The organism is Bacillus sp. TH50 (genome assembly GCF_016650565.1).
GTDB lineage: Bacteria > Bacillota > Bacilli > Bacillales > Bacillaceae_G > Bacillus_A > Bacillus_A mycoides.
The window spans coordinates 1,271,785-1,289,181 of the sequence record NZ_JAEKFM010000003.1 but is presented as its reverse complement, the minus strand read 5'-3'; the positions used below and the strand labels follow the sequence as shown (position 1 = coordinate 1,289,181).

General features: G+C 33.6%; 17 protein-coding genes and 1 pseudogene. 14 read left to right on the top strand and 4 right to left on the bottom strand.

Annotated elements, in window-relative coordinates; all coding sequences use genetic code 11:
* The first annotated feature begins 109 nt into the window (after positions 1 to 109).
* The 7 genes from JFU23_RS06680 (at position 110) to JFU23_RS06650 (ending at position 4,888) form a co-directional block, all read left to right on the top strand.
* Positions 110 to 304, top strand: a complete 195-nt coding sequence (locus JFU23_RS06680; protein WP_002033711.1) for a hypothetical protein — start codon at positions 110 to 112, stop codon at positions 302 to 304.
* A gap of 32 nt (positions 305 to 336) precedes the next feature.
* Positions 337 to 1,017 carry a bacillithiol biosynthesis deacetylase BshB2 gene (gene bshB2 / locus JFU23_RS06675; protein WP_201032267.1) on the top strand — a complete coding sequence of 227 codons (681 nt, stop codon included), beginning with the start codon at positions 337 to 339 and terminating at the stop codon, positions 1,015 to 1,017.
* Positions 1,017 to 1,814 carry an alpha/beta fold hydrolase gene (locus JFU23_RS06670; RefSeq protein WP_201032266.1) on the top strand — a complete coding sequence of 266 codons (798 nt, stop codon included), beginning with the start codon at positions 1,017 to 1,019 and terminating at the stop codon, positions 1,812 to 1,814. The genes bshB2 and JFU23_RS06670 overlap by 1 nt, the downstream gene beginning before the upstream one ends.
* A gap of 67 nt (positions 1,815 to 1,881) precedes the next feature.
* Complete coding sequence (pdxR, locus tag JFU23_RS06665; RefSeq protein WP_201031655.1) at positions 1,882 to 3,315, top strand: MocR-like pyridoxine biosynthesis transcription factor PdxR; 1,434 nt, start codon at positions 1,882 to 1,884, stop codon at positions 3,313 to 3,315.
* Positions 3,316 to 3,348: 33 nt separating this feature from the next.
* A complete protein-coding gene (locus JFU23_RS06660; RefSeq protein ID WP_002190466.1) occupies positions 3,349 to 3,705 on the top strand; it encodes a CidA/LrgA family holin-like protein in 357 nt (118 codons plus the stop codon).
* Between the two features lie 23 nt (positions 3,706 to 3,728).
* Positions 3,729 to 4,400 (top strand): LrgB family protein, encoded by a 672-nt coding sequence (locus tag JFU23_RS06655; protein ID WP_016100781.1) that lies wholly within the window; start codon positions 3,729 to 3,731, stop codon positions 4,398 to 4,400.
* Positions 4,401 to 4,465: 65 nt separating this feature from the next.
* Positions 4,466 to 4,888 carry a YfmQ family protein gene (locus tag JFU23_RS06650; RefSeq protein ID WP_002088014.1) on the top strand — a complete coding sequence of 141 codons (423 nt, stop codon included), beginning with the start codon at positions 4,466 to 4,468 and terminating at the stop codon, positions 4,886 to 4,888.
* Between the two features lie 27 nt (positions 4,889 to 4,915).
* Here JFU23_RS06650 and JFU23_RS06645 read toward each other — a convergent pair.
* The 3 genes and pseudogenes from JFU23_RS06645 to JFU23_RS06635 all read right to left on the bottom strand — a co-directional run bounded on the left by JFU23_RS06645 (position 4,916) and on the right by JFU23_RS06635 (position 8,281).
* Positions 4,916 to 5,318 (bottom strand): annotated as a pseudogene (locus JFU23_RS06645) (CBO0543 family protein).
* Positions 5,293 to 6,471, bottom strand: coding sequence for a DUF2515 domain-containing protein (locus JFU23_RS06640; RefSeq protein ID WP_085312196.1), 1,179 nt, complete (start codon positions 6,469 to 6,471; stop codon positions 5,293 to 5,295). Before JFU23_RS06640 ends, JFU23_RS06645 begins: the two are co-directional and overlap by 26 nt.
* A gap of 347 nt (positions 6,472 to 6,818) precedes the next feature.
* Positions 6,819 to 8,281 (bottom strand): IS1182 family transposase gene (locus tag JFU23_RS06635; RefSeq protein WP_374191743.1). Its coding sequence is split into 2 segments (ribosomal slippage): positions 6,819 to 7,720 and positions 7,720 to 8,281, totalling 1,464 coding nucleotides; the frame shifts between segments, so codons are not numbered across the junction.
* A gap of 242 nt (positions 8,282 to 8,523) precedes the next feature.
* Between JFU23_RS06635 and JFU23_RS06630 the strand changes: the two genes are divergently transcribed.
* From JFU23_RS06630 to JFU23_RS06615, 4 genes are read left to right on the top strand one after another with little or no spacing between them, the layout of a single operon-like run.
* Positions 8,524 to 9,510, top strand: coding sequence for a UDP-N-acetylglucosamine 4,6-dehydratase family protein (locus JFU23_RS06630; RefSeq protein WP_201031654.1), 987 nt, complete (start codon positions 8,524 to 8,526; stop codon positions 9,508 to 9,510).
* A complete protein-coding gene (locus JFU23_RS06625) occupies positions 9,507 to 10,415 on the top strand; it encodes an SDR family oxidoreductase (RefSeq protein ID WP_201031653.1) in 909 nt (302 codons plus the stop codon). Before JFU23_RS06630 ends, JFU23_RS06625 begins: the two co-directional genes overlap by 4 nt.
* Entirely contained in the window at positions 10,415 to 10,759 is a 345-nt protein-coding gene (locus JFU23_RS06620) for a DUF6572 domain-containing protein (RefSeq protein WP_201031652.1), read from the top strand. Before JFU23_RS06625 ends, JFU23_RS06620 begins: the two co-directional genes overlap by 1 nt.
* Before the next feature lie 49 nt (positions 10,760 to 10,808).
* On the top strand, positions 10,809 to 11,873 hold the full coding sequence (locus tag JFU23_RS06615; protein ID WP_201031651.1) for an undecaprenyldiphospho-muramoylpentapeptide beta-N-acetylglucosaminyltransferase: 1,065 nt from the start codon (positions 10,809 to 10,811) through the stop codon (positions 11,871 to 11,873).
* A 107-nt stretch (positions 11,874 to 11,980) separates the two neighbouring features.
* On the opposite strand, the gene JFU23_RS06610 is transcribed toward JFU23_RS06615, so the two are convergent.
* Entirely contained in the window at positions 11,981 to 14,701 is a 2,721-nt protein-coding gene (locus JFU23_RS06610; RefSeq protein ID WP_201031650.1) for a putative bifunctional diguanylate cyclase/phosphodiesterase, read from the bottom strand.
* A gap of 426 nt (positions 14,702 to 15,127) precedes the next feature.
* Between JFU23_RS06610 and JFU23_RS06605 the strand changes: the two genes are divergently transcribed.
* The 3 genes from JFU23_RS06605 (at position 15,128) to JFU23_RS06595 (ending at position 17,216) form a co-directional block, all read left to right on the top strand.
* Positions 15,128 to 15,517 carry a VOC family protein gene (locus JFU23_RS06605; protein ID WP_137059614.1) on the top strand — a complete coding sequence of 130 codons (390 nt, stop codon included), beginning with the start codon at positions 15,128 to 15,130 and terminating at the stop codon, positions 15,515 to 15,517.
* A 212-nt stretch (positions 15,518 to 15,729) separates the two neighbouring features.
* Entirely contained in the window at positions 15,730 to 16,545 is an 816-nt protein-coding gene (locus tag JFU23_RS06600; protein ID WP_201031649.1) for an alpha/beta fold hydrolase, read from the top strand.
* A 95-nt stretch (positions 16,546 to 16,640) separates the two neighbouring features.
* Positions 16,641 to 17,216, top strand: coding sequence for a histidine phosphatase family protein (locus JFU23_RS06595; RefSeq protein WP_201031648.1), 576 nt, complete (start codon positions 16,641 to 16,643; stop codon positions 17,214 to 17,216).
* The last annotated feature ends 181 nt before the right edge of the window (positions 17,217 to 17,397 follow it).

Genomic DNA, 17,397 nt, shown 5'->3' with positions numbered 1-17,397 from the left:
ACACAAAAGTGGTTGGTCCGTTTTTTACAAACTTCTATTATGATAAGAGAAGAAAGGTAGTATTTTATTCATGCTTTAAAATAGACTGGCCTTAGAGAGGTGGAAGACAATGAGTTTTGCGATTTCACTAGTTGTTATTATTGTAGTTGTATCACTATTTGGGACCGTACTAGTCGCACGAAATGTAGAAGAGAATTACGGTAAGTCTACAAAGAGGAATGTGAAAAACTTATCCGCTATCTATGTCATTCTTCTTTTAGTGCTTCTTGTAGGAGTTACTTGGTATGCGGTCGTTATTTTATAAAGTTTGTATATGTTGAAGGAGTTAATGCATTGATGAAAAATGAGCGCCACGTTTTAGTTGTTTTCCCGCATCCAGATGATGAGTCGTATTGCGTGGCTGGCACAATTTTGGCTTATACTGAGCAGAAAGTCCCTCTTACTTATGTTTGCTTAACACTTGGTGAAATGGGGAGAGCGATGGGGAATCCACCTTTTGCAACTCGTGAATCTTTATATGCAATTAGAGAGAAAGAGTTAAAGCGAGCTACAAATATTTTAGGGATTGAAAATTTACGTATGATGGGATATCGTGATAAAACTCTTGAATTTGAAGAGCCTGGAAAATTAAGAAGCTTGATTCAAAACTGTATTGAAGAATTGGATCCTTCTGTAGTTATTTCTTTCTATCCTGGGTATGCAGTTCATCCGGATCACGATGCAACAGGGGAAGCAGTAGTAGAGGCCTTAGCTAATATTTCGGAAAGTAAACGACCAGCCTTTTATGCTGTAGCTTTTTCGAAAAATCATGAAGACGAAATAGGACCTCCAGATTTTAAAAATGAAGTGAAAAAATATGTTTCGAAAAAATTGGAAGCATTACGAGCACATGCATCACAATTTACAACTAAAGTGGATGAGCTGGAAAGGGAGTATGAAGACGGTATTTCAGGCACAGTTGAGTGGTTAGAAAGAGAACCGTTTTGGATATATTCATTCAATGATAAAAATATGTGATGCTACATCTGAAGGTGATGAATATGTATTTTGAATATAAGAATCGAAAGATTTTTTACAATATAGAAGGATCGGGTCCTGTCATATTGTTTTTACACGGTCTTGGAGGAAATTCGAATAATTGGTTATATCAAAGAAAATACTTCAAGAAGACATGGACCGTAATCTCACTCGATTTACCTGGGCATGGGAAATCCGAAGGGATGGAAATTAATTTTAAAGAATATTCAAATATTTTATATGAGTTATGTAATCATTTAAAGCTAAAATCAGTAACAATTTGTGGTCTTTCAAAAGGAGCTAGAGTGGGTATCGATTTTGCTATTCAATATCCACGTTTTGTTTCTAGCTTAATTGTTGTAAATGCATTTCCTTATTTGGAACCAGAAGATCGTCAAGAACGACTTAAAATATATGACTTACTTAGCGTAAATGATAACGGGAAAACTTGGGCGAATACGTTATTGAGAGCAATGGGAGTAGAAGATGATGATGCAATTGTCCGAGGGTTTCATCAATCCCTACAAACTATTAATCCAATGCATATTCAAAGGCTATTCGCTGAATTAGTTGATTACGATCAAAGACCATACCTCTCTAACATTGCATGTCCTGCATTAATAATACGAGGAGAGAATGATTATTTTGTTCCGGAAAAGTATGTGAGAGAATTTGAAAAACACCTGAGAAACGTGACTTTCATTGAGTTGGAAAATAGTGGACACTTGCCTTATTTAGAACAGCCTACTAGCTTTAATGTGACGGTAGAGGCATTTTTAAATCATGCGCTTGATTAATACCATTTTTGCAGTGAATACTGTTATTAATGAGTTCAGGACACCAGCTTGGAGAGGAGGGAACTAAATGGAATGGCAACCGAATCGTGAAGATAAGATACCAGTTTATAAACAAATTGCTGATTACATTGAAAGAGGCATTTCTACCGGTGAATTCCCTTCTGATAGAAAATTACCTTCTGAGCGTATGTTAGCACAGAAGTTACAAGTGAACCGGAGTACAGTAGTAGCTGCTTATGAGGAATTAAAATCACTTGGGGTAGTAGACCGGCAAAAAGGAAGCGGCACCCGGGTGAATACAGACATATGGGGTGTGTCACATAAACGAATACCGAACTGGGGTAGGTACGTTGAGGATGGATCGTTCTTGCCTAATGTGCCACTTGTTCAACAAATTCGAACGGAAACACAAAAAGATGATTTAATCAATTTAGCGAGTGGTGAATTGTCACCAGAATTAATTCCGAGTGATAGATTTCGAACAATTTTGTCGGAGAAAACATTTATGGGAAATCTCGGTTATGACCATCCGCTTGGAAATGAAATGTTGCGAAAAACCATTGCGGCACATGTCGAGCAATATAAACAAATAGAAGCAGATTCAAGCTCTATTCTTATTACATCTGGAGCTCAGCAAGCACTTAATCTTATCGTTCAATGTTTGTTAAAGCCTGGAGATGCGATTGCAATTGAGGATCCCTCCTATTGTTATTCACTTCCGATGTTTAAATCAGCAGGTTTAAAAATATTCCGTTTACCAGTTGATCAGCATGGTATGAATCCAGATGACTTAATCGATTTGCACAAAAAGCATCGCATTCGTATGGTGTTTTTAAATCCGGATTATCAAAATCCAACTGGAACGGTACTTTCATTGGCAAGACGTAAAAAGGTTTTAGAACTATCTTCTGAATTTGGTATACCGATTGTAGAAGATGATCCGTATAGTTTGACTTCTTTTAATGGAGAAGTGAATCCAACATTGAAATCGATGGATCAAAATGGGAATGTTCTTTATGTGAGCTCATTATCAAAAATTGTTGCATCAGGATTACGTATTGGTTGGGTAATTGGCCCCACGCGCGTAATTGAGAGATTGGCAGATGCGAAGCAGCAAGTTGATTTCGGTCATAGTGTATTTACACAGTGGGTAGCGAACCAATTTTTAGAATCTGAGGATTTTCATACGCATATTACGTTGCTTCGTGGACAACTGAAACAAAGAAGAGATGAGTTAATTAGAAAGCTTGAAGAAATATTAGGGGATCAGATTGAATTTTTTGTTCCTGAGGGCGGAATACATTTATGGTGCAAAGTGCAAGGAACGTTTGATGAATATCATTTACTAGGTGAATCTATACAAAATGGTGTAGCATTTGTCCCAGGAAGCGTCCTAGGTTCGAAAAGTGAATATATCCGATTTACTTTTGGCAGAGCGAATGTAGAACAAATTCAGCTTGGAGTTACAAGGTTTGCGGAAACATTAAATGAGATTTCATAATAGCGAAGCGTAATATGGAAATGAGGGAAAGAAATGAAGTACGTGACGCTTTTACTTCAAGTAGGCGTGCTATATGTGTTTAGCTTAGCTGGTACGTGGATTCAAGGAGTATTCCATCTGTCGATGCCAGGAAGTTTAATAGGGATGTTAATATTGTTTCTACTCCTTTCTACTCGTATTTTTCCATTAAAGTGGTTTGAGGTAGGGGCAGAAAAGTTAATAGTATTTTTACCGTTATTTCTAATTCCTTCGACAACAGGATTAATGGAATATGGATCTTTTCTTTTAAGTAAGGGGAGTGTTATATTCCTTTTAGTAATTGCAAGTACGGTAGTAACATTGATTGTTTCAGGGTATGTAAGTCAATTATTAGTAACATCAAAAAAATAAAATCGACAAGGTGCACGATTCAAATGGTCTTAATTATTATTACTGTAGTAATTTATTTATTGGCGACAAAGTTATATAAAAAATTTACGTTTCCATTTACGTTACCGGTATTAACAGTTACAGCAATTATGATTTGCTTATTTTTGATATTTGGTATTTCTCATCATGAGTATAAGGAAAATGGGGGAGACATTCTTTCAGGTTTTTTGAGTCCTGCAATTGTAGCGTTAGCCATACCTCTATTTAAAGAGCGAAAGATACTTATGAAAAACTTTTTAGCGATACTAATCGGCGTAGTGATAGGTATAGTGGCTTTAACGAGTATGAATATAGTGATTGGTGGAATTTTAAATATAGATAAGGAACTTATATTAACAACTTTACCACAATTAGCGACAATGCCTATTGCCATTTCATTAGCGGATCAAATTGGTGGCATTCCATCTATGACTTCTAGTTTTGTAGTTGTTGCAGGAATAACAGGTGCTATTATCGGACCGACAGTACTTAAGTTTTTCCGTATAACAAGTACGATTGGAAAAGGAGTGGGGATGGGCTGCGCATCACATATTATTGGTGTGAGCCGTCTAGTGAAAGAAGGAGAGAAAGAGGCAACTATCGGTTCGGTAACGATGATTGTAACAGGGATACTTATTAGTATATTAGTACCTTATGGAGTGAAATTTTTATTTTGAAAATTAATGAATCGTAATAAGGAGTATAACACTACTCATTTTAGAGCGTAATGGAGATGATTAAAATGACAACATGGTTTATAGTTACATTATTTATTTTTGGTGCTCTTAAAGTACTAGTTTCTAGTATGCCAACTTCTGTTGTAGAATCAATTATTAGTAGATTTGAGTTACACCAAAAACTTGATGAGGAAAATACTACTGTAACGGTAGATGGGGAAAGTATAGAAGGAGAAATGAAACTTCAAGTTATTCATGAATTTAACGAGGCTTTATTTTTAGATAAACATTATTTTCCGCCGCAAGGGAATGGTACACCGATAGTCATGGAGACGAAGAAAGGAAAAAGAGAGATTAGATTTTCTATATATAGCTACGAGGAACACGTTGATGTAGTAAAGCAATATAAGAAGAAAGTAGTTGCATATCGTTTGCGATCAAAAAGCCTTCAAAGTCGTTCAGTAGCAGTAACTGAAGATTATGCTTAAGGAGAGACCGTTATTATAACGGTCTCTTTATTTTTGCATCCAAGTATATAATTTCCAAATAAGAGAAAAGAAAATGATATATCCAAATAAAGAATAAGCATGATGCCAATTCACGTTATGTACAAATAAACCTAACCTCTCAGCAACTTGTTCAAAAATACTAGCACAAAGCCCTATTAAAATAATAAATAGAGTTCTAGAAACTGCTAGATAATGTTTTTGAAATTTGTATGAAAATGATTGTTAAAATTGGTAGCACAAACAACGTAAAGCCTATGTTAGCTGAAAATATAGATGAGAAAGGTCTAACTGGAAAGGAATATATTTGTGTATGCACAAAGAAAGCATCTAAGCAAGTTCCAATAATAGAAGAAAGTAAGACTGTAACTAATAATGCTAAAAAATCATTCTTCTTCTCGAAGGAGGACATTTTTCTTTGCGAGAATTGCGAGTTCAATTTTTTCGAGTGTTTTGCAGTAGTCTTCTGTAATTTGTCCATTTATATTTTCCTCCTTATCAACTAAATAATTTACAACTTGCCAATCGTTAAACCAATCTTCATTTTCAACTTCTTCATGTTTCATATCCCGCCATGCATAGATGAGTGCAGGGCTGTATATACGATACGCGTCACTACGTAACTGGCATTTCTTTATTCGGCGTTTATAAAACTCACGCGAAAAAGATTCATTTACACTAGAAAATAAATGAGGCCAGTAATCTTTTCTTGAGCCTGTATGTGGATGGTGATGGACCCAGTTTATTATTTGAGATAAAATATGTGTATCCCGAAATAACAATGAATACAACCGTTTTCCAAGTGAAATTCGTTCATGCAAAGAAGTGAAATGTTTCATTGTATCACCAAATAGTAATACTTTTTGCTTTTTATCATTTTCGTAAAATGGGAAAAGGATATGATTAAACTGAAAAAAATCAAAGAGTTTAAATCCAATACTATTTAATACAGTCTTTTTAAAGTGTGCATTTTGAATAACTCTTTTTTCTAAGTAGTTTTGTTCATTAATAATAGTTGCGATCGCTAATGTTTTTTTGTTACCTGTTTTCCAAAAATCGTTCCACATTGTTTCCATAAATGTAGAAACATTTAAATGAGTGAGAAGGTGAAATAGCTTTTTTGATTTTTTTACACTTTGCTCGTATAGTAAAAATTGAGGATATACATCTTGGAAAATGAGCCAATTTCCTCTTTCTAAAAAAGAGAAAAATGTAATTTGATCTTTCTCGGATAAAAGCCTCGTATATAAATCTCCCTTTAAATCTGTCATATTCCAGCCACCGTTACGTGATACGATATGCCCAAGTAGTGCCCAATGTATTTCTGGATATTGAATGTAAAATTGGTAGTATGCACGTGTTCTTGTGACGTTATTTTTATTTAGTTCTTTTGTCTGAGCTTTAATTTTATCGATGATAAGTTGCTCTTCTTTCGTTAATTTATATATGGTAACAGAAGAGATGAGATCGTTTTTTTGTTGTAACTCGTTTTTTACGTCGAATAGGGAGAGAGGGAGTGCTTTTGAGAATTCTTTAGACGTATTGTTTGAATTGCTTTGGTACATTCCATTACCTCCCTTTTCTATGAGTTTAAATGTGGTATTGGTTATGAATCATTCCATTTATCCCGCTATTAACGAGCAGTAAGACTCCCATCTCAAAAGTTGGCTAAAGCAAAGAAGTTAGGTGAGGGTGGGGCTGCTCGTAAAAGCCCGATTGATTCAACTAATAATCAGTGGGGGATGGACAAAATTCCCCACTAATTAAAGTTTCACTTTATTTTATTACGAGTATAAGAAATAAATGAGCGGTGTTTTTTAAACCAGTAATATAGTTATCATTCAAACAGTATAAAGAAAATCTAATTGCTAAGAAGTGAAATGAAAAACAGAAACTATTAAAAAATAGTTTCTCAGAGTGTTGGGAAACCCTTTAGGGTTCCCAACACTCTGGAATCTTTTTTGATTTTAGCGAAAGAAAACAACAAAAAATAGTAGAATTTAGAAAAATAGCCCTCCACCAACCCCTTTTTGGTTAGATGGAGGGCTATTTTTTTCATGTTTTGACAAGCGGCGGTGAGGTAAGCCTGCATTTGGACAGATTTCAGCCCTCGAAACCGAGCATATCGATAGCCATGTAGTTCTTTTGCATCCGCAAAGCTTCGCTCTATAGTTGAACATCGTACTTTATACAACTTTTTCCCTGTAGCTGTTAGTTTGTTTTTTCTAGCGATATCTTTATATTTCTCCCATATATGATGGGTGATAACTTTTTGTTTTTGTTTCTTTGAAAAGCATACCTCACGTAGCGGACAAACAGCGCAGTCTTCTGGATTCGATTTATATTGACGATATCCTTCGCGATCCGTTGTCGCATATTCTAAAATACATCCCATCGGACAAGCAAATGCATTCATTTCTTCTACATATTTAAATTGGCTTTTCGGTACTTCTTTATTTCTCTTTCCAAATCGGCGATACCCCATCACCATAAATATATTTCTTTCTGATAACTTCTTACAGATATATCCTGTAAAATAGCCTGCATCAAGAGCTACAGCTTCCACTTCAAATCCGAATTTATCAACTTGAGCTTGTAGACGTGCTAAATACGGCTCGGAATCTGCCATATTTCCAGCCGTTATATAGGTATCTGTAATAATATTGTACTTCGCATCAGTCGTACGATGATCTAAAAAATGAAAACCGTTCGGTTTTCCATCTCTCATTAAAAATCCACTATCTGGATCCGTTGTACTTATCCGAGTTTTTTTAGTAGGGGTATCACTTTCCTTTCTAGGTTTTAATTCTTTTTTCCGTGCGCCTCACGATCTTCGATTACCGCAGCTTCTAGTTCATCTATATAGAACTTTGCCTTTTCTTTTTTATATTTATGTACAAATTTATTTTTATTGGCATTGGCCTTAATGTGTGTGGAATCTGTCATCAACGCACGTCCTCCTACCATACGGCGCTCCGTCGCTTGTCTCACAATCTCATCAAAAATTTCTTCGAAAATATTTGTATGAACGAAACGAGTACGGCGATTCCAACTGATTGTAGAATGATCTGGAATTGTATCTGATAGAGAGAACCCTAAAAACCAACGGTAGGCAATGTTCGTTTTAATCTCCTTTTCCAATTGACGCTCAGAACGAATACCATAAAAATATCCAATAAACATCATCTTAAATAAAACGATAGGATGGATTGACGGACGGCCATTGTTTTCACAATAATAAGGGCGTAACTTCTCCTCAATAAAATCAAAACTAATTGTCGCTTCAATCGCACGAAGGAAATGATCTTGTGGAACCAATTCTTCTACAGAAACAGATACACGCTCGTCGCGATGATTTTTTAAAGCACCCATCATAAGAAATCTCTCCTTTTCCTCTTTTTTATCAGTGTTGACACATAAAAAGAGGTTCAGACACAAAAATAGGCTGTGGAGAAGGCTTTCTCCACAGCCTGAGAAACTATTAAAAAATAGTTTCTGTTTTTTTATTTTGTCAATAAAATGTAACAAACGACGATTATGATTTGAATCAATTGAAAATAATTCAATAACCTTAATAAATACAATTTGAATTGAAATGTATGGTAGGAGGAAAAGGAATGCTTAATAAAATAATTTTAATTACTGGTGGTACAGGTTCGTGGGGACATGAACTTATAAAACAACTATTAGAAAAATCACCGAAAGAAATTAGAGTTTTTTCAAGGAATGAAACGGTTCAGTTTGAAATGCAGCAACAGTTTATAAATGAAGAGAGACTGAAATTTATTATTGGAGATATTCGTGATAAAGAGCAACTGGTATATGCTTGCCAAGGTGTACATTATATATTTCATCTTGCAGCTTTAAAGCATGTTCCAGTATGTGAATATTATCCTTATGAAGCTATAAAAACAAATATACATGGTACGCAAAATGTAATTGAAGCATCTATCCAGAATCAAGTTGAGAAAGTTATATATGTTTCAACTGATAAAGCGGCCGATCCATCAAATACGTATGGGATGACAAAAGCAATTGGTGAAAAATTAATGGTTCATGCGAATGTGCAAACGAAGAAAACAAAATTCATTTGTGTTCGTGGCGGAAATGTTTTAGGAACGAGTGGAAGTGTGGTACCGCTTTTTAAAAAGCAAATTAAGCAATCTTCAAAAGTAGGGATTACCGATGCAAATATGACTAGATTTTTCTTAACCATTGAAGATGCTGTTGGATTGTTATTTAAAGCAGCATCTGAAGGAAGAGGAGGAGAAATCTTTGTTATGAAAATGCCAGCATGTAAAATAACGGATTTAGCAAGAGTATTGATTGAAGATTCGAAAAAAGAAAACGTGAAGATAAAAGAGGTAGGGATAAGACCTGGTGAAAAATTAAGTGAAATGCTTTTATCTGAGGTAGAGAGTAAAACAAGTATTAGTTTTGATCAACATTATTTTGTGGTGCTACCGACTATTCCTATAGAAGGACTTCAAGAATATTATGCTAGTTATCCGCTTGTGGATGTGAAGAGTTTTAGTTCTCAACAAGACTTACTTACAAAACATGAGGTGAAACAAATGTTAGAAAAAGGAGGGTTTTTACGATGAAAAGAAATGCGAGCCTTTTAATAACTGGTGCAAATGGCTTCACAGGACGTCATGCTTGCCAATATTTTTTAGAGCAGGGCTTTCATGTAATTCCTATGTTTCAAAATCGTTCACATAGAGAAAAAATCGAAAATGGTATTACTTGTGATTTAACAAATAAGAGTGAAGTAATGAAGGTAATTAAACAAATAAAACCAGACTATGTATTGCATTTAGCAGGAAGAAACTCAGTTAATGAGTCTTGGACAGCTTCTCTGGAATATATAGAGATTAACGTAATAGGGACTTTATATTTATTAGAAGCCATTAAGCAGGAAGCCTCGCATTGTAAAACACTAGTTATAGGATCTGCATTGCAAGCAGATAGTATGAAAAACATAAAAGTTTCAAATCCATATAGTTTAAGTAAAACTATGCAAGTCATTATTGCGGAGGCTTGGGGCGGATTAATGGATTCAAATATTATCATTGCAAAGCCCTCAAATTTAATTGGTCCAGGAGTATCGAATGGTGTTTGTTCAATTCTCGCAAAAAAAATGATAGATATAGAATCGGGTAGAAGTAAAGCGATTATTGAAGTAAACAGTTTGAAAGATAGTAGAGACTTTCTAGATGTACGTGATGCAGTTAAAGCGTATCATGTGTTATTACGTGATGGTATAAATGGAAAACAATATAATATTGGATCAGGGGTAAAACGCTCTTTATTAGATGTATTGGAACAATATAAAGGATTAATACAGTTGAATTTTACTATAAAAGAAACAGAGGATAGTGAGAGCGGCTCAAATGAAAGTTTAGTATTAGAGGATATAAAAAAGTTAGGTTGGGTTCCAGAAATCCCATTTCAGCAATCATTAAAAGATGTACTTGAGTATGCGAAGTGTAGTGACATCTGCATTTAATGAAAAATATAAAAGGATGTAAGAAATATATGAATTGTTATGAGACTATAAATAATCAAAATATGCTATCGCTTTCGATTGTTGATACGCTGGATTGGAAAGATGAAGAAGAACATGTTTTGCGCATCTATGAGGCGATAAATACATGTCGAGCATATGTGGAAAAGGTTAATCGAAACCCCAAAACAATATATACAGGAACTAGTCCTGTAATCCAAGTCTTTACTCAGTATGAATGTAGTGAATATGGAAATGATTTTTATGAACTCATCAAAGATCTTTTGCAAGACATAGGTCTGGAGTTAAAGATTTATATAAATCATAGTAAGTTAATGTACATTTGAAAGATTACTATAAAGCTAGACTTTTAATGATAAAGGTGGGATATAAGCTATGAATAAAACGATTCTCTTTACTGGGGGCGGTACAGCCGGACACGTAATGATTAATATGGTATTGATTCCTAAATTTATAGAAAAAGGATGGGGAGTTGAGTATATTGGATCTCAAAATGGAATTGAAAAATTATTAGTTCAAAATGTTAAGTACAATAGTATTTCAACGGGGAAGCTCCGGAGATATTGGGATTGGGAGAACTTTAAAGATCCTTTTAAAATTATAAAAGGCAGCTTACAAAGTTATAAATTAATTAAGAAAATAAAGCCTGACGTTATCTTTTCTGCAGGAGGATTTGTTTCAGTTCCTGTAGTTGTAGGGGCATGGTTAAATAGTGTCCCTATCGTAATACGTGAACCAGATAGCACGTTAGGACTTGCAAATAAAATAGCATTACCTTTTGCTACAAAACTATGCACAACATTTCCTCATACAGGGGATAATGTAAGTAACGAGAAGAAGGTTTATGTAGGACCAATTGTAAGGGAAGAAATTGAGAGAGGTAACGTATTACGAGGAAGAAGGTATTGTGAATTTCAGCAAGATAAGCCAGTATTGTTAATAATGGGTGGGAGTCAAGGTGCTAAGTGGATAAATGATATGGTAAGGAAAAGTTTAGATACATTATTATTAAGTTTTAATATTGTTCATATGTGTGGTAAAGGGAAGATGGATCCTTCTATCGGAATGGAAGGTTATATGCAATTTGAATATATAGGAGAAGAGTTGCCACATATACTGAATATGGCAAGTGTTGTAGTTTCCAGGGCTGGTTCTACTGCTATTTCTGAATTGTTATTTTTGAAGAAACCGATGTTGCTTATTCCGTTAACTAATGGTTCCAGTAGAGGGGATCAAGTTTTAAATGCTGACTATTTTTCTAGGCAAGGGTATGCGGAAGTATTACTTCAAGATAGAATAAGCACCAGTACATTTACAGATGCGGTAAATAAGTTGTATGTAAATAAGGAGAGATATATTCAAAACATGAATGGATTTAAGAAAACAAATGAGGAGGGAATTCATCAATTAATAGATTTAATAAATGAAGTAGTTAAATAATAAAAAAAGGAAAGAAATTATTTTCTTTCCTTTTTACTATAGTTGTTCAAATTTATTATTACCTATAACGATTACAATCCGTATAGAGTTATAGGCATTTTGATTTACTATGGACGAATACCGTTTTCTAACAGCTTAGTAAATGCATTGGTATAAATAGGTTTACTGTAATAGTAACCTTGAATAAACTGACATTTATTTTTTTGAAGGAAATTTACGTGTTCTTTCGTTTCTACGCCTTCAGCAATGACAGACATTCCTAATGTATGTGCTAATGTGATGATCGTTTTAATGATTTCCATTCCATCTTCACACGTTTCAGACATTGTAAGAAATTCTCTCGGGATTTTTAACGTATCGATGGGATATAAAGGTAAGTAGGCTAGGGAAGAATAGCCTGTACCAAAGTCGTCGATTGAAATGTGAATCCCTAAACTTTTTAGTGTACGCAGTTTTATCAATGTTTCTCTCTCATCCATCATTGCAATTCGTTCTGTTAATTCTAGATCAAGGGAACTTGCTGGTAAGCCTGTAGTTGCTAAAGTAGAAGAAATAGATTTTACAAAGCCTTCTTGTTCAAATTCTTTAGCAGATAAATTTACCCCTATTTTTAAATGCGAATATCCGAGTGCGTGCCAACGTTTCATTTGCTCACAAGCCTGCTGTAATGTCCATTTTCCTATTGGAATAATTTGTAGTGTTTCTTCTGCAATCGGAATAAACTCGTATGGAGAAATAACACCTAATTCAGGATGATTCCACCTGATTAAAGCTTCTGCACCGATAATTTTATTAGATTCACTATCAACTTGAGGTTGATACAAAAGGAACAATTCTTCATTTTGTATTGCGTTTGGTAAATCTTTTTCTAATCGTAATCGTCTTTCGATTTTTTTAGCGATTACATCGTCATAAATAGAGACAGAGTTAAGCTCTTTTGCCTTTGCATCATACATTGCAACATTAGCGTTTTTTAAGAGTGTAGCGGTATCGATTCCACCAGATGGATATATAGCGATCCCGATACTAAGTGATAAAGTTAATTTATGCTCATGTATGACAAACGGCTTTTCCATGCTTTCAAATAATTGATTACATAACTCGAATAAGGAATCTTCGTCAGTATAGTTTTCGATTAAAATTGTAAACTCATCACCACCGATTCTTGACAGATGAGTATGTGATGGAAGACATGATTGGAATCGCTTTGCTACTTCTTCTAATATGTAATCACCTGACGAATGTCCAAGTGTATCGTTAATTACTTTAAAGCGATCTAAATCTAAATATAATAATGCAAACTCACTTTGTGTTGTTTGAGCATTTTTTATAAATTTTCTTAACTTCCTATGGAAAAAGGATCGGTTCCCAATTTTCGTTACAGTATCGTGGAATGCTAAATATTTTATTTCTTCTTGTTGTTTTTTTAGTGCGGTAATATCCTTTACCATAATATAGCTTCCTGAAATTTGTCCATCTATCATAATAGGAACGATGGTAACGTATAAAAAATAAGTAAAGCCATCTTTATATTGAGAACTAAGTTGTAAGGATGCGGATTCTTGTTGTTTAACTTTTTCTAATGCAGATATCAGTTTATGTTTATCTGCATCTAAAATGATAGAAAAACATGTCTCACCAAGTAACTCGTTCGTTGGTGCTCCAAGTAGTATACTTCCTGCTTTATTTACATTTAAGAATATTCCATTTAAATCAATCGTAAAAATGGGATCAGGATGATATTCATATAATGATTTGAATTTTTGTTGTTTCTGAGATAGGGCCTCTGATTTATGGACTAAATCAGAAGTTCTTAAAGTAACTTTTTCTTCTAGTTGAGCATTAAATACTTGTAAACGTTTTGTTAGGCTGTCGTTTTGCATACGCACAATAGAATGGCGAATAAGTACGAAAACAAAAGCGATACAATTCCCTGTAATGAGAGTTGAAGATGATGTTTGTTCTTTTAATGTAAACCCGATTAGTATTGCAACAGCAAGATAGGGAAATACGACTAAAACTTTCTTTCCTAGTATAGGGTTTACAATGAAATAATTTTTATGGCTATTATCATCTTCTGAAATAGACCCAGCTATTGCGATAAGCAATAGAGGTATTCTATATAAAAGACGTAAAAATGTTATAGTGTCAGTTGATAAATGGGTATTTAAGTAAAAATAAATATAGTTAAAAGTTGCAGAACTAATTAATACAAAAATAAAGATATAAATTTTCCGCTTGGACTTAAAAATTGTTGGGCGGAAAAAGAGACTAACACCTAGTAGAAGAAATAATAGATCTGCAATTGGATATAGAAATGAAAGGAAAATATCTCCGAGTGAAAGTGAGAATATATTTAAATTTGGCTGATTAAATAAATACCATTCTAATGTGAATATGGAAGTAAGTACTATACATATATCACAAATAAAGAAAGCTTTTTCCCATTTATTGCATTCTTTTAAGATCTTATAGCAAAAAGCGATAAGGCAGAAGAATAGAAAAAACATGTAAAATACATCAGAAATAGTAAAATGGTGTATTGGAAGTTCGAAAAAGGTATCTTGATACGTATATACTACTTTTCCTAATAAAAAACTACCAATTGCAATTGTAATACATATCCAAAAAGGATTTGAACTAACTTTTTTAGAGTATATAGAGTAAATTAGCGATATAAATGTAATGACTTCAACGATGAGTGAAGCGAAGCGTACATTGAAATTTGAAAAATTAGTAGGGAACAGAAAGAAAAACATAAAATAGATTGAATAGCATATTAATGTTGTGATTAATATACATAGCTGTAAATTTTTATTTAATTTCAAAAAAATCACCTTCTTTAAGTATGTACTATATTCGTAATATCTATACATAATAATATTACTTAAGGATTGTATCAGATTTCCTTATAAAAAGCATGCTTATAAGGAAAAAAACAAGAGTGCAATAATTCTTGAAAATGAAAAAACACTGCATTTAATGATTTTTAGTATATCAAGATTTTAGATGGGAATTGTATATTTAGTCATCCAGTATATTTTAAAGGTTTTTTAGTGCTTTGCAAGTGGAGATGCAAATTTGCATATAAAATGATGGGGTTTTCTTTCTAGGTGAGTTTTTGATTGCTATAGGCTAGTAAGTAACACCTTTGTATGTATCTATTTTCATACTAATGAGGGATTTCAAAAATGTTTTAAGTATATACAATAAAATATAGTCATTCATTACGTTTTTAGTATGGGAGGAAAAGCATGAAAAATTGGGTGAAGTTTCGAATAGCACGTCCAACAGATAAGTTTGAAGAGGTTATAGCATTCTATGAAAAAGGATTAGGTTTAAAGCGTATAGGTGAATTTTACGGTCATGAAGGTTACGATGGCGTCATGTTTGGACTACCAGATGAAGAATATCATTTAGAATTTACAAGATATATAGATGGGAGCCCATGTCCAGCTCCAACAAAAGATAATTTACTTGTATTTTATATTAAAGAATGTAATGAAATAGAAAAAGTGAGTAAAAGGCTGCACGCAATGGGATACGATGAAGTAGATCCAGAAAATCCATATTGGAAAGAAAAGGGGATTACTATAGAGGACCCAGATGGTTGGAGAATTGTATTGATGCAAATAGAAGAATGAGGCTAGAGAAGTTTCGAATTTTGATAGAGTAAAAGAAAATATAAAAAAGTTTCCTTGGAGGAGATACACTCATAGGGAAGCTTTTTTATATTTGTAATCTGAAAATTAAGATTTGAAATCAACTTCTGAAAAGATATAAAATGAGAACGTGTATTCTTTTGAGTTTGAGAGGGTTGTTTTTAAAGGTGAATATAAAAATAGGGAGGTTTTTTATGATATGCAAGATTAGGGATGCAGAAGTATACTATGAAATCATTGGAGAAGGAAAGCCAGTACTTATCATACATGGGTGTTCTCCTGACCATAGATTAATGAAGAAATGTATGGAAACAGTGTTTCAGAAGTCTAAAGGATATCAACGAATTTATATTGATTTACCTGGAATGGGAAAATTGAATGCCCCAGATTGGATAAATAGTTCAGATTGTATATTAGAACTGTTAACTGCATTTATTGAGAAAATCATCCCAACTAAAGATTTTTTACTAGTAGGAGAGTCTTACGGGGGATATTTAGCTAGCGGGATACTTTCAAAGATGTTTGATAGAGTTAATGGATTATTGTTAGTATGTCCTGTTGTTGTAGCGCAACGAGAAAAAAGGCTTCTTCCAGATAAACAGGTAATTGTAAGAGATGAAGAATTTTTAAACGCGCTTACTTCAACCGAAAGGGAAGAATTTTGTGAATTAGCAGTGGTTGCGAATGAGTATACATATAAGCGTTTCAAAGAAGAAATTAAGCCTGGGCTAGATATTGCTAATGATGGGTTTATTGAAAGATTACAAAAGAATTACTCTCTTACTTTGGACTTCCAGCATAAAAAATATGAGAAACCCGTTCTTTTTTTAGCTGGAAGACAAGATATATCGGTAGGTTATCAAGATATTGTAGGAATCATTGAAGATTATCCAAGAGCAACATTAGCGGTATTAGATATGGCGGGACATAATTTGCAAATTGAACAACCTGAATTATTTGAGAGTTTAGTTTCGGAGTGGGTTAGACGAACTGCTCAGCAAAGTTCATAAAAGAAGAATAAATTAATATTTTGATTGTGTTCAAGTTTTGATACGGAAAAGATTAAAGTAAGTAATTAACTTATAAATATTTTCAAGGAGGAATTATGAATACATATATCTATATGGTTAGGCATGGTGAATCGCCAAAATTAGAAGGAAATGAAAGAACACGTGGATTAACTGAGAAGGGAATTTTAGATGCTCATAGAGTAACTGAGATATTAGAAACAGAGGGAATTGATACTTTCATTTCAAGTCCGTATAAGAGGGCTATGTTAACGATAGAAAAGTCAGCTAATTACCATGAAAAAGAAATAGTAGTATATGAAAATCTCAAAGAGTGTAGGTTTTTAAGTGAGGATAAGATTATATCAGATAAGGAAGTGTATCCACTCGTAAAGAAGATGTTCTCTAATCCAGATTTCACACTAACTGGAGGAGAAACGTATGTGGATTGTCAGAGAAGAGTAGTGAAAATATTAAAAGAAATATTAATGGATTTTCAAGGACATAAAATTGTAGTTGGTACACATGGGCTTGTAATGACATTGATGATGAACTATTTTGATAACCAATATGGGCTTGAATTTTTAATGAATACATCAAAACCAGACGTATATAAGCTAGAATTTAAAGACGAGCAATTAATAAATGTAGAGAGATTATGGAGAGAAGCATGAAATGGAGTATATGGAGTGTGTTTTAAAAGTTACTTTTGAAACACACTCTTTTTTTTTGAAGAGAAAGCATCTTTATCAACTATTTTTAGAATGTTAAATCAATAAGTAATTATTCAGTTTTTGAATAGTTTATTGAGAAATTGGTTTAGGAAAACAACTTTAAATGTGACAAAACTCCAAA

Coding starts and splice junctions, on each gene's coding strand:
- JFU23_RS06680 (WP_002033711.1), top strand. CDS start 110: ATGAGTTTTGCGATTTCACTAGTTGTTATTATTGTAGTTGTATCACTA.
- bshB2 (WP_201032267.1), top strand. CDS start 337: ATGAAAAATGAGCGCCACGTTTTAGTTGTTTTCCCGCATCCAGATGAT.
- JFU23_RS06670 (WP_201032266.1), top strand. CDS start 1,017: ATGCTACATCTGAAGGTGATGAATATGTATTTTGAATATAAGAATCGA.
- pdxR (WP_201031655.1), top strand. CDS start 1,882: ATGGAATGGCAACCGAATCGTGAAGATAAGATACCAGTTTATAAACAA.
- JFU23_RS06660 (WP_002190466.1), top strand. CDS start 3,349: ATGAAGTACGTGACGCTTTTACTTCAAGTAGGCGTGCTATATGTGTTT.
- JFU23_RS06655 (WP_016100781.1), top strand. CDS start 3,729: ATGGTCTTAATTATTATTACTGTAGTAATTTATTTATTGGCGACAAAG.
- JFU23_RS06650 (WP_002088014.1), top strand. CDS start 4,466: ATGACAACATGGTTTATAGTTACATTATTTATTTTTGGTGCTCTTAAA.
- JFU23_RS06640 (WP_085312196.1), bottom strand. CDS start 6,471: ATGTACCAAAGCAATTCAAACAATACGTCTAAAGAATTCTCAAAAGCA.
- JFU23_RS06630 (WP_201031654.1), top strand. CDS start 8,524: ATGCTTAATAAAATAATTTTAATTACTGGTGGTACAGGTTCGTGGGGA.
- JFU23_RS06625 (WP_201031653.1), top strand. CDS start 9,507: ATGAAAAGAAATGCGAGCCTTTTAATAACTGGTGCAAATGGCTTCACA.
- JFU23_RS06620 (WP_201031652.1), top strand. CDS start 10,415: ATGAAAAATATAAAAGGATGTAAGAAATATATGAATTGTTATGAGACT.
- JFU23_RS06615 (WP_201031651.1), top strand. CDS start 10,809: ATGAATAAAACGATTCTCTTTACTGGGGGCGGTACAGCCGGACACGTA.
- JFU23_RS06605 (WP_137059614.1), top strand. CDS start 15,128: ATGAAAAATTGGGTGAAGTTTCGAATAGCACGTCCAACAGATAAGTTT.
- JFU23_RS06600 (WP_201031649.1), top strand. CDS start 15,730: ATGATATGCAAGATTAGGGATGCAGAAGTATACTATGAAATCATTGGA.
- JFU23_RS06595 (WP_201031648.1), top strand. CDS start 16,641: ATGAATACATATATCTATATGGTTAGGCATGGTGAATCGCCAAAATTA.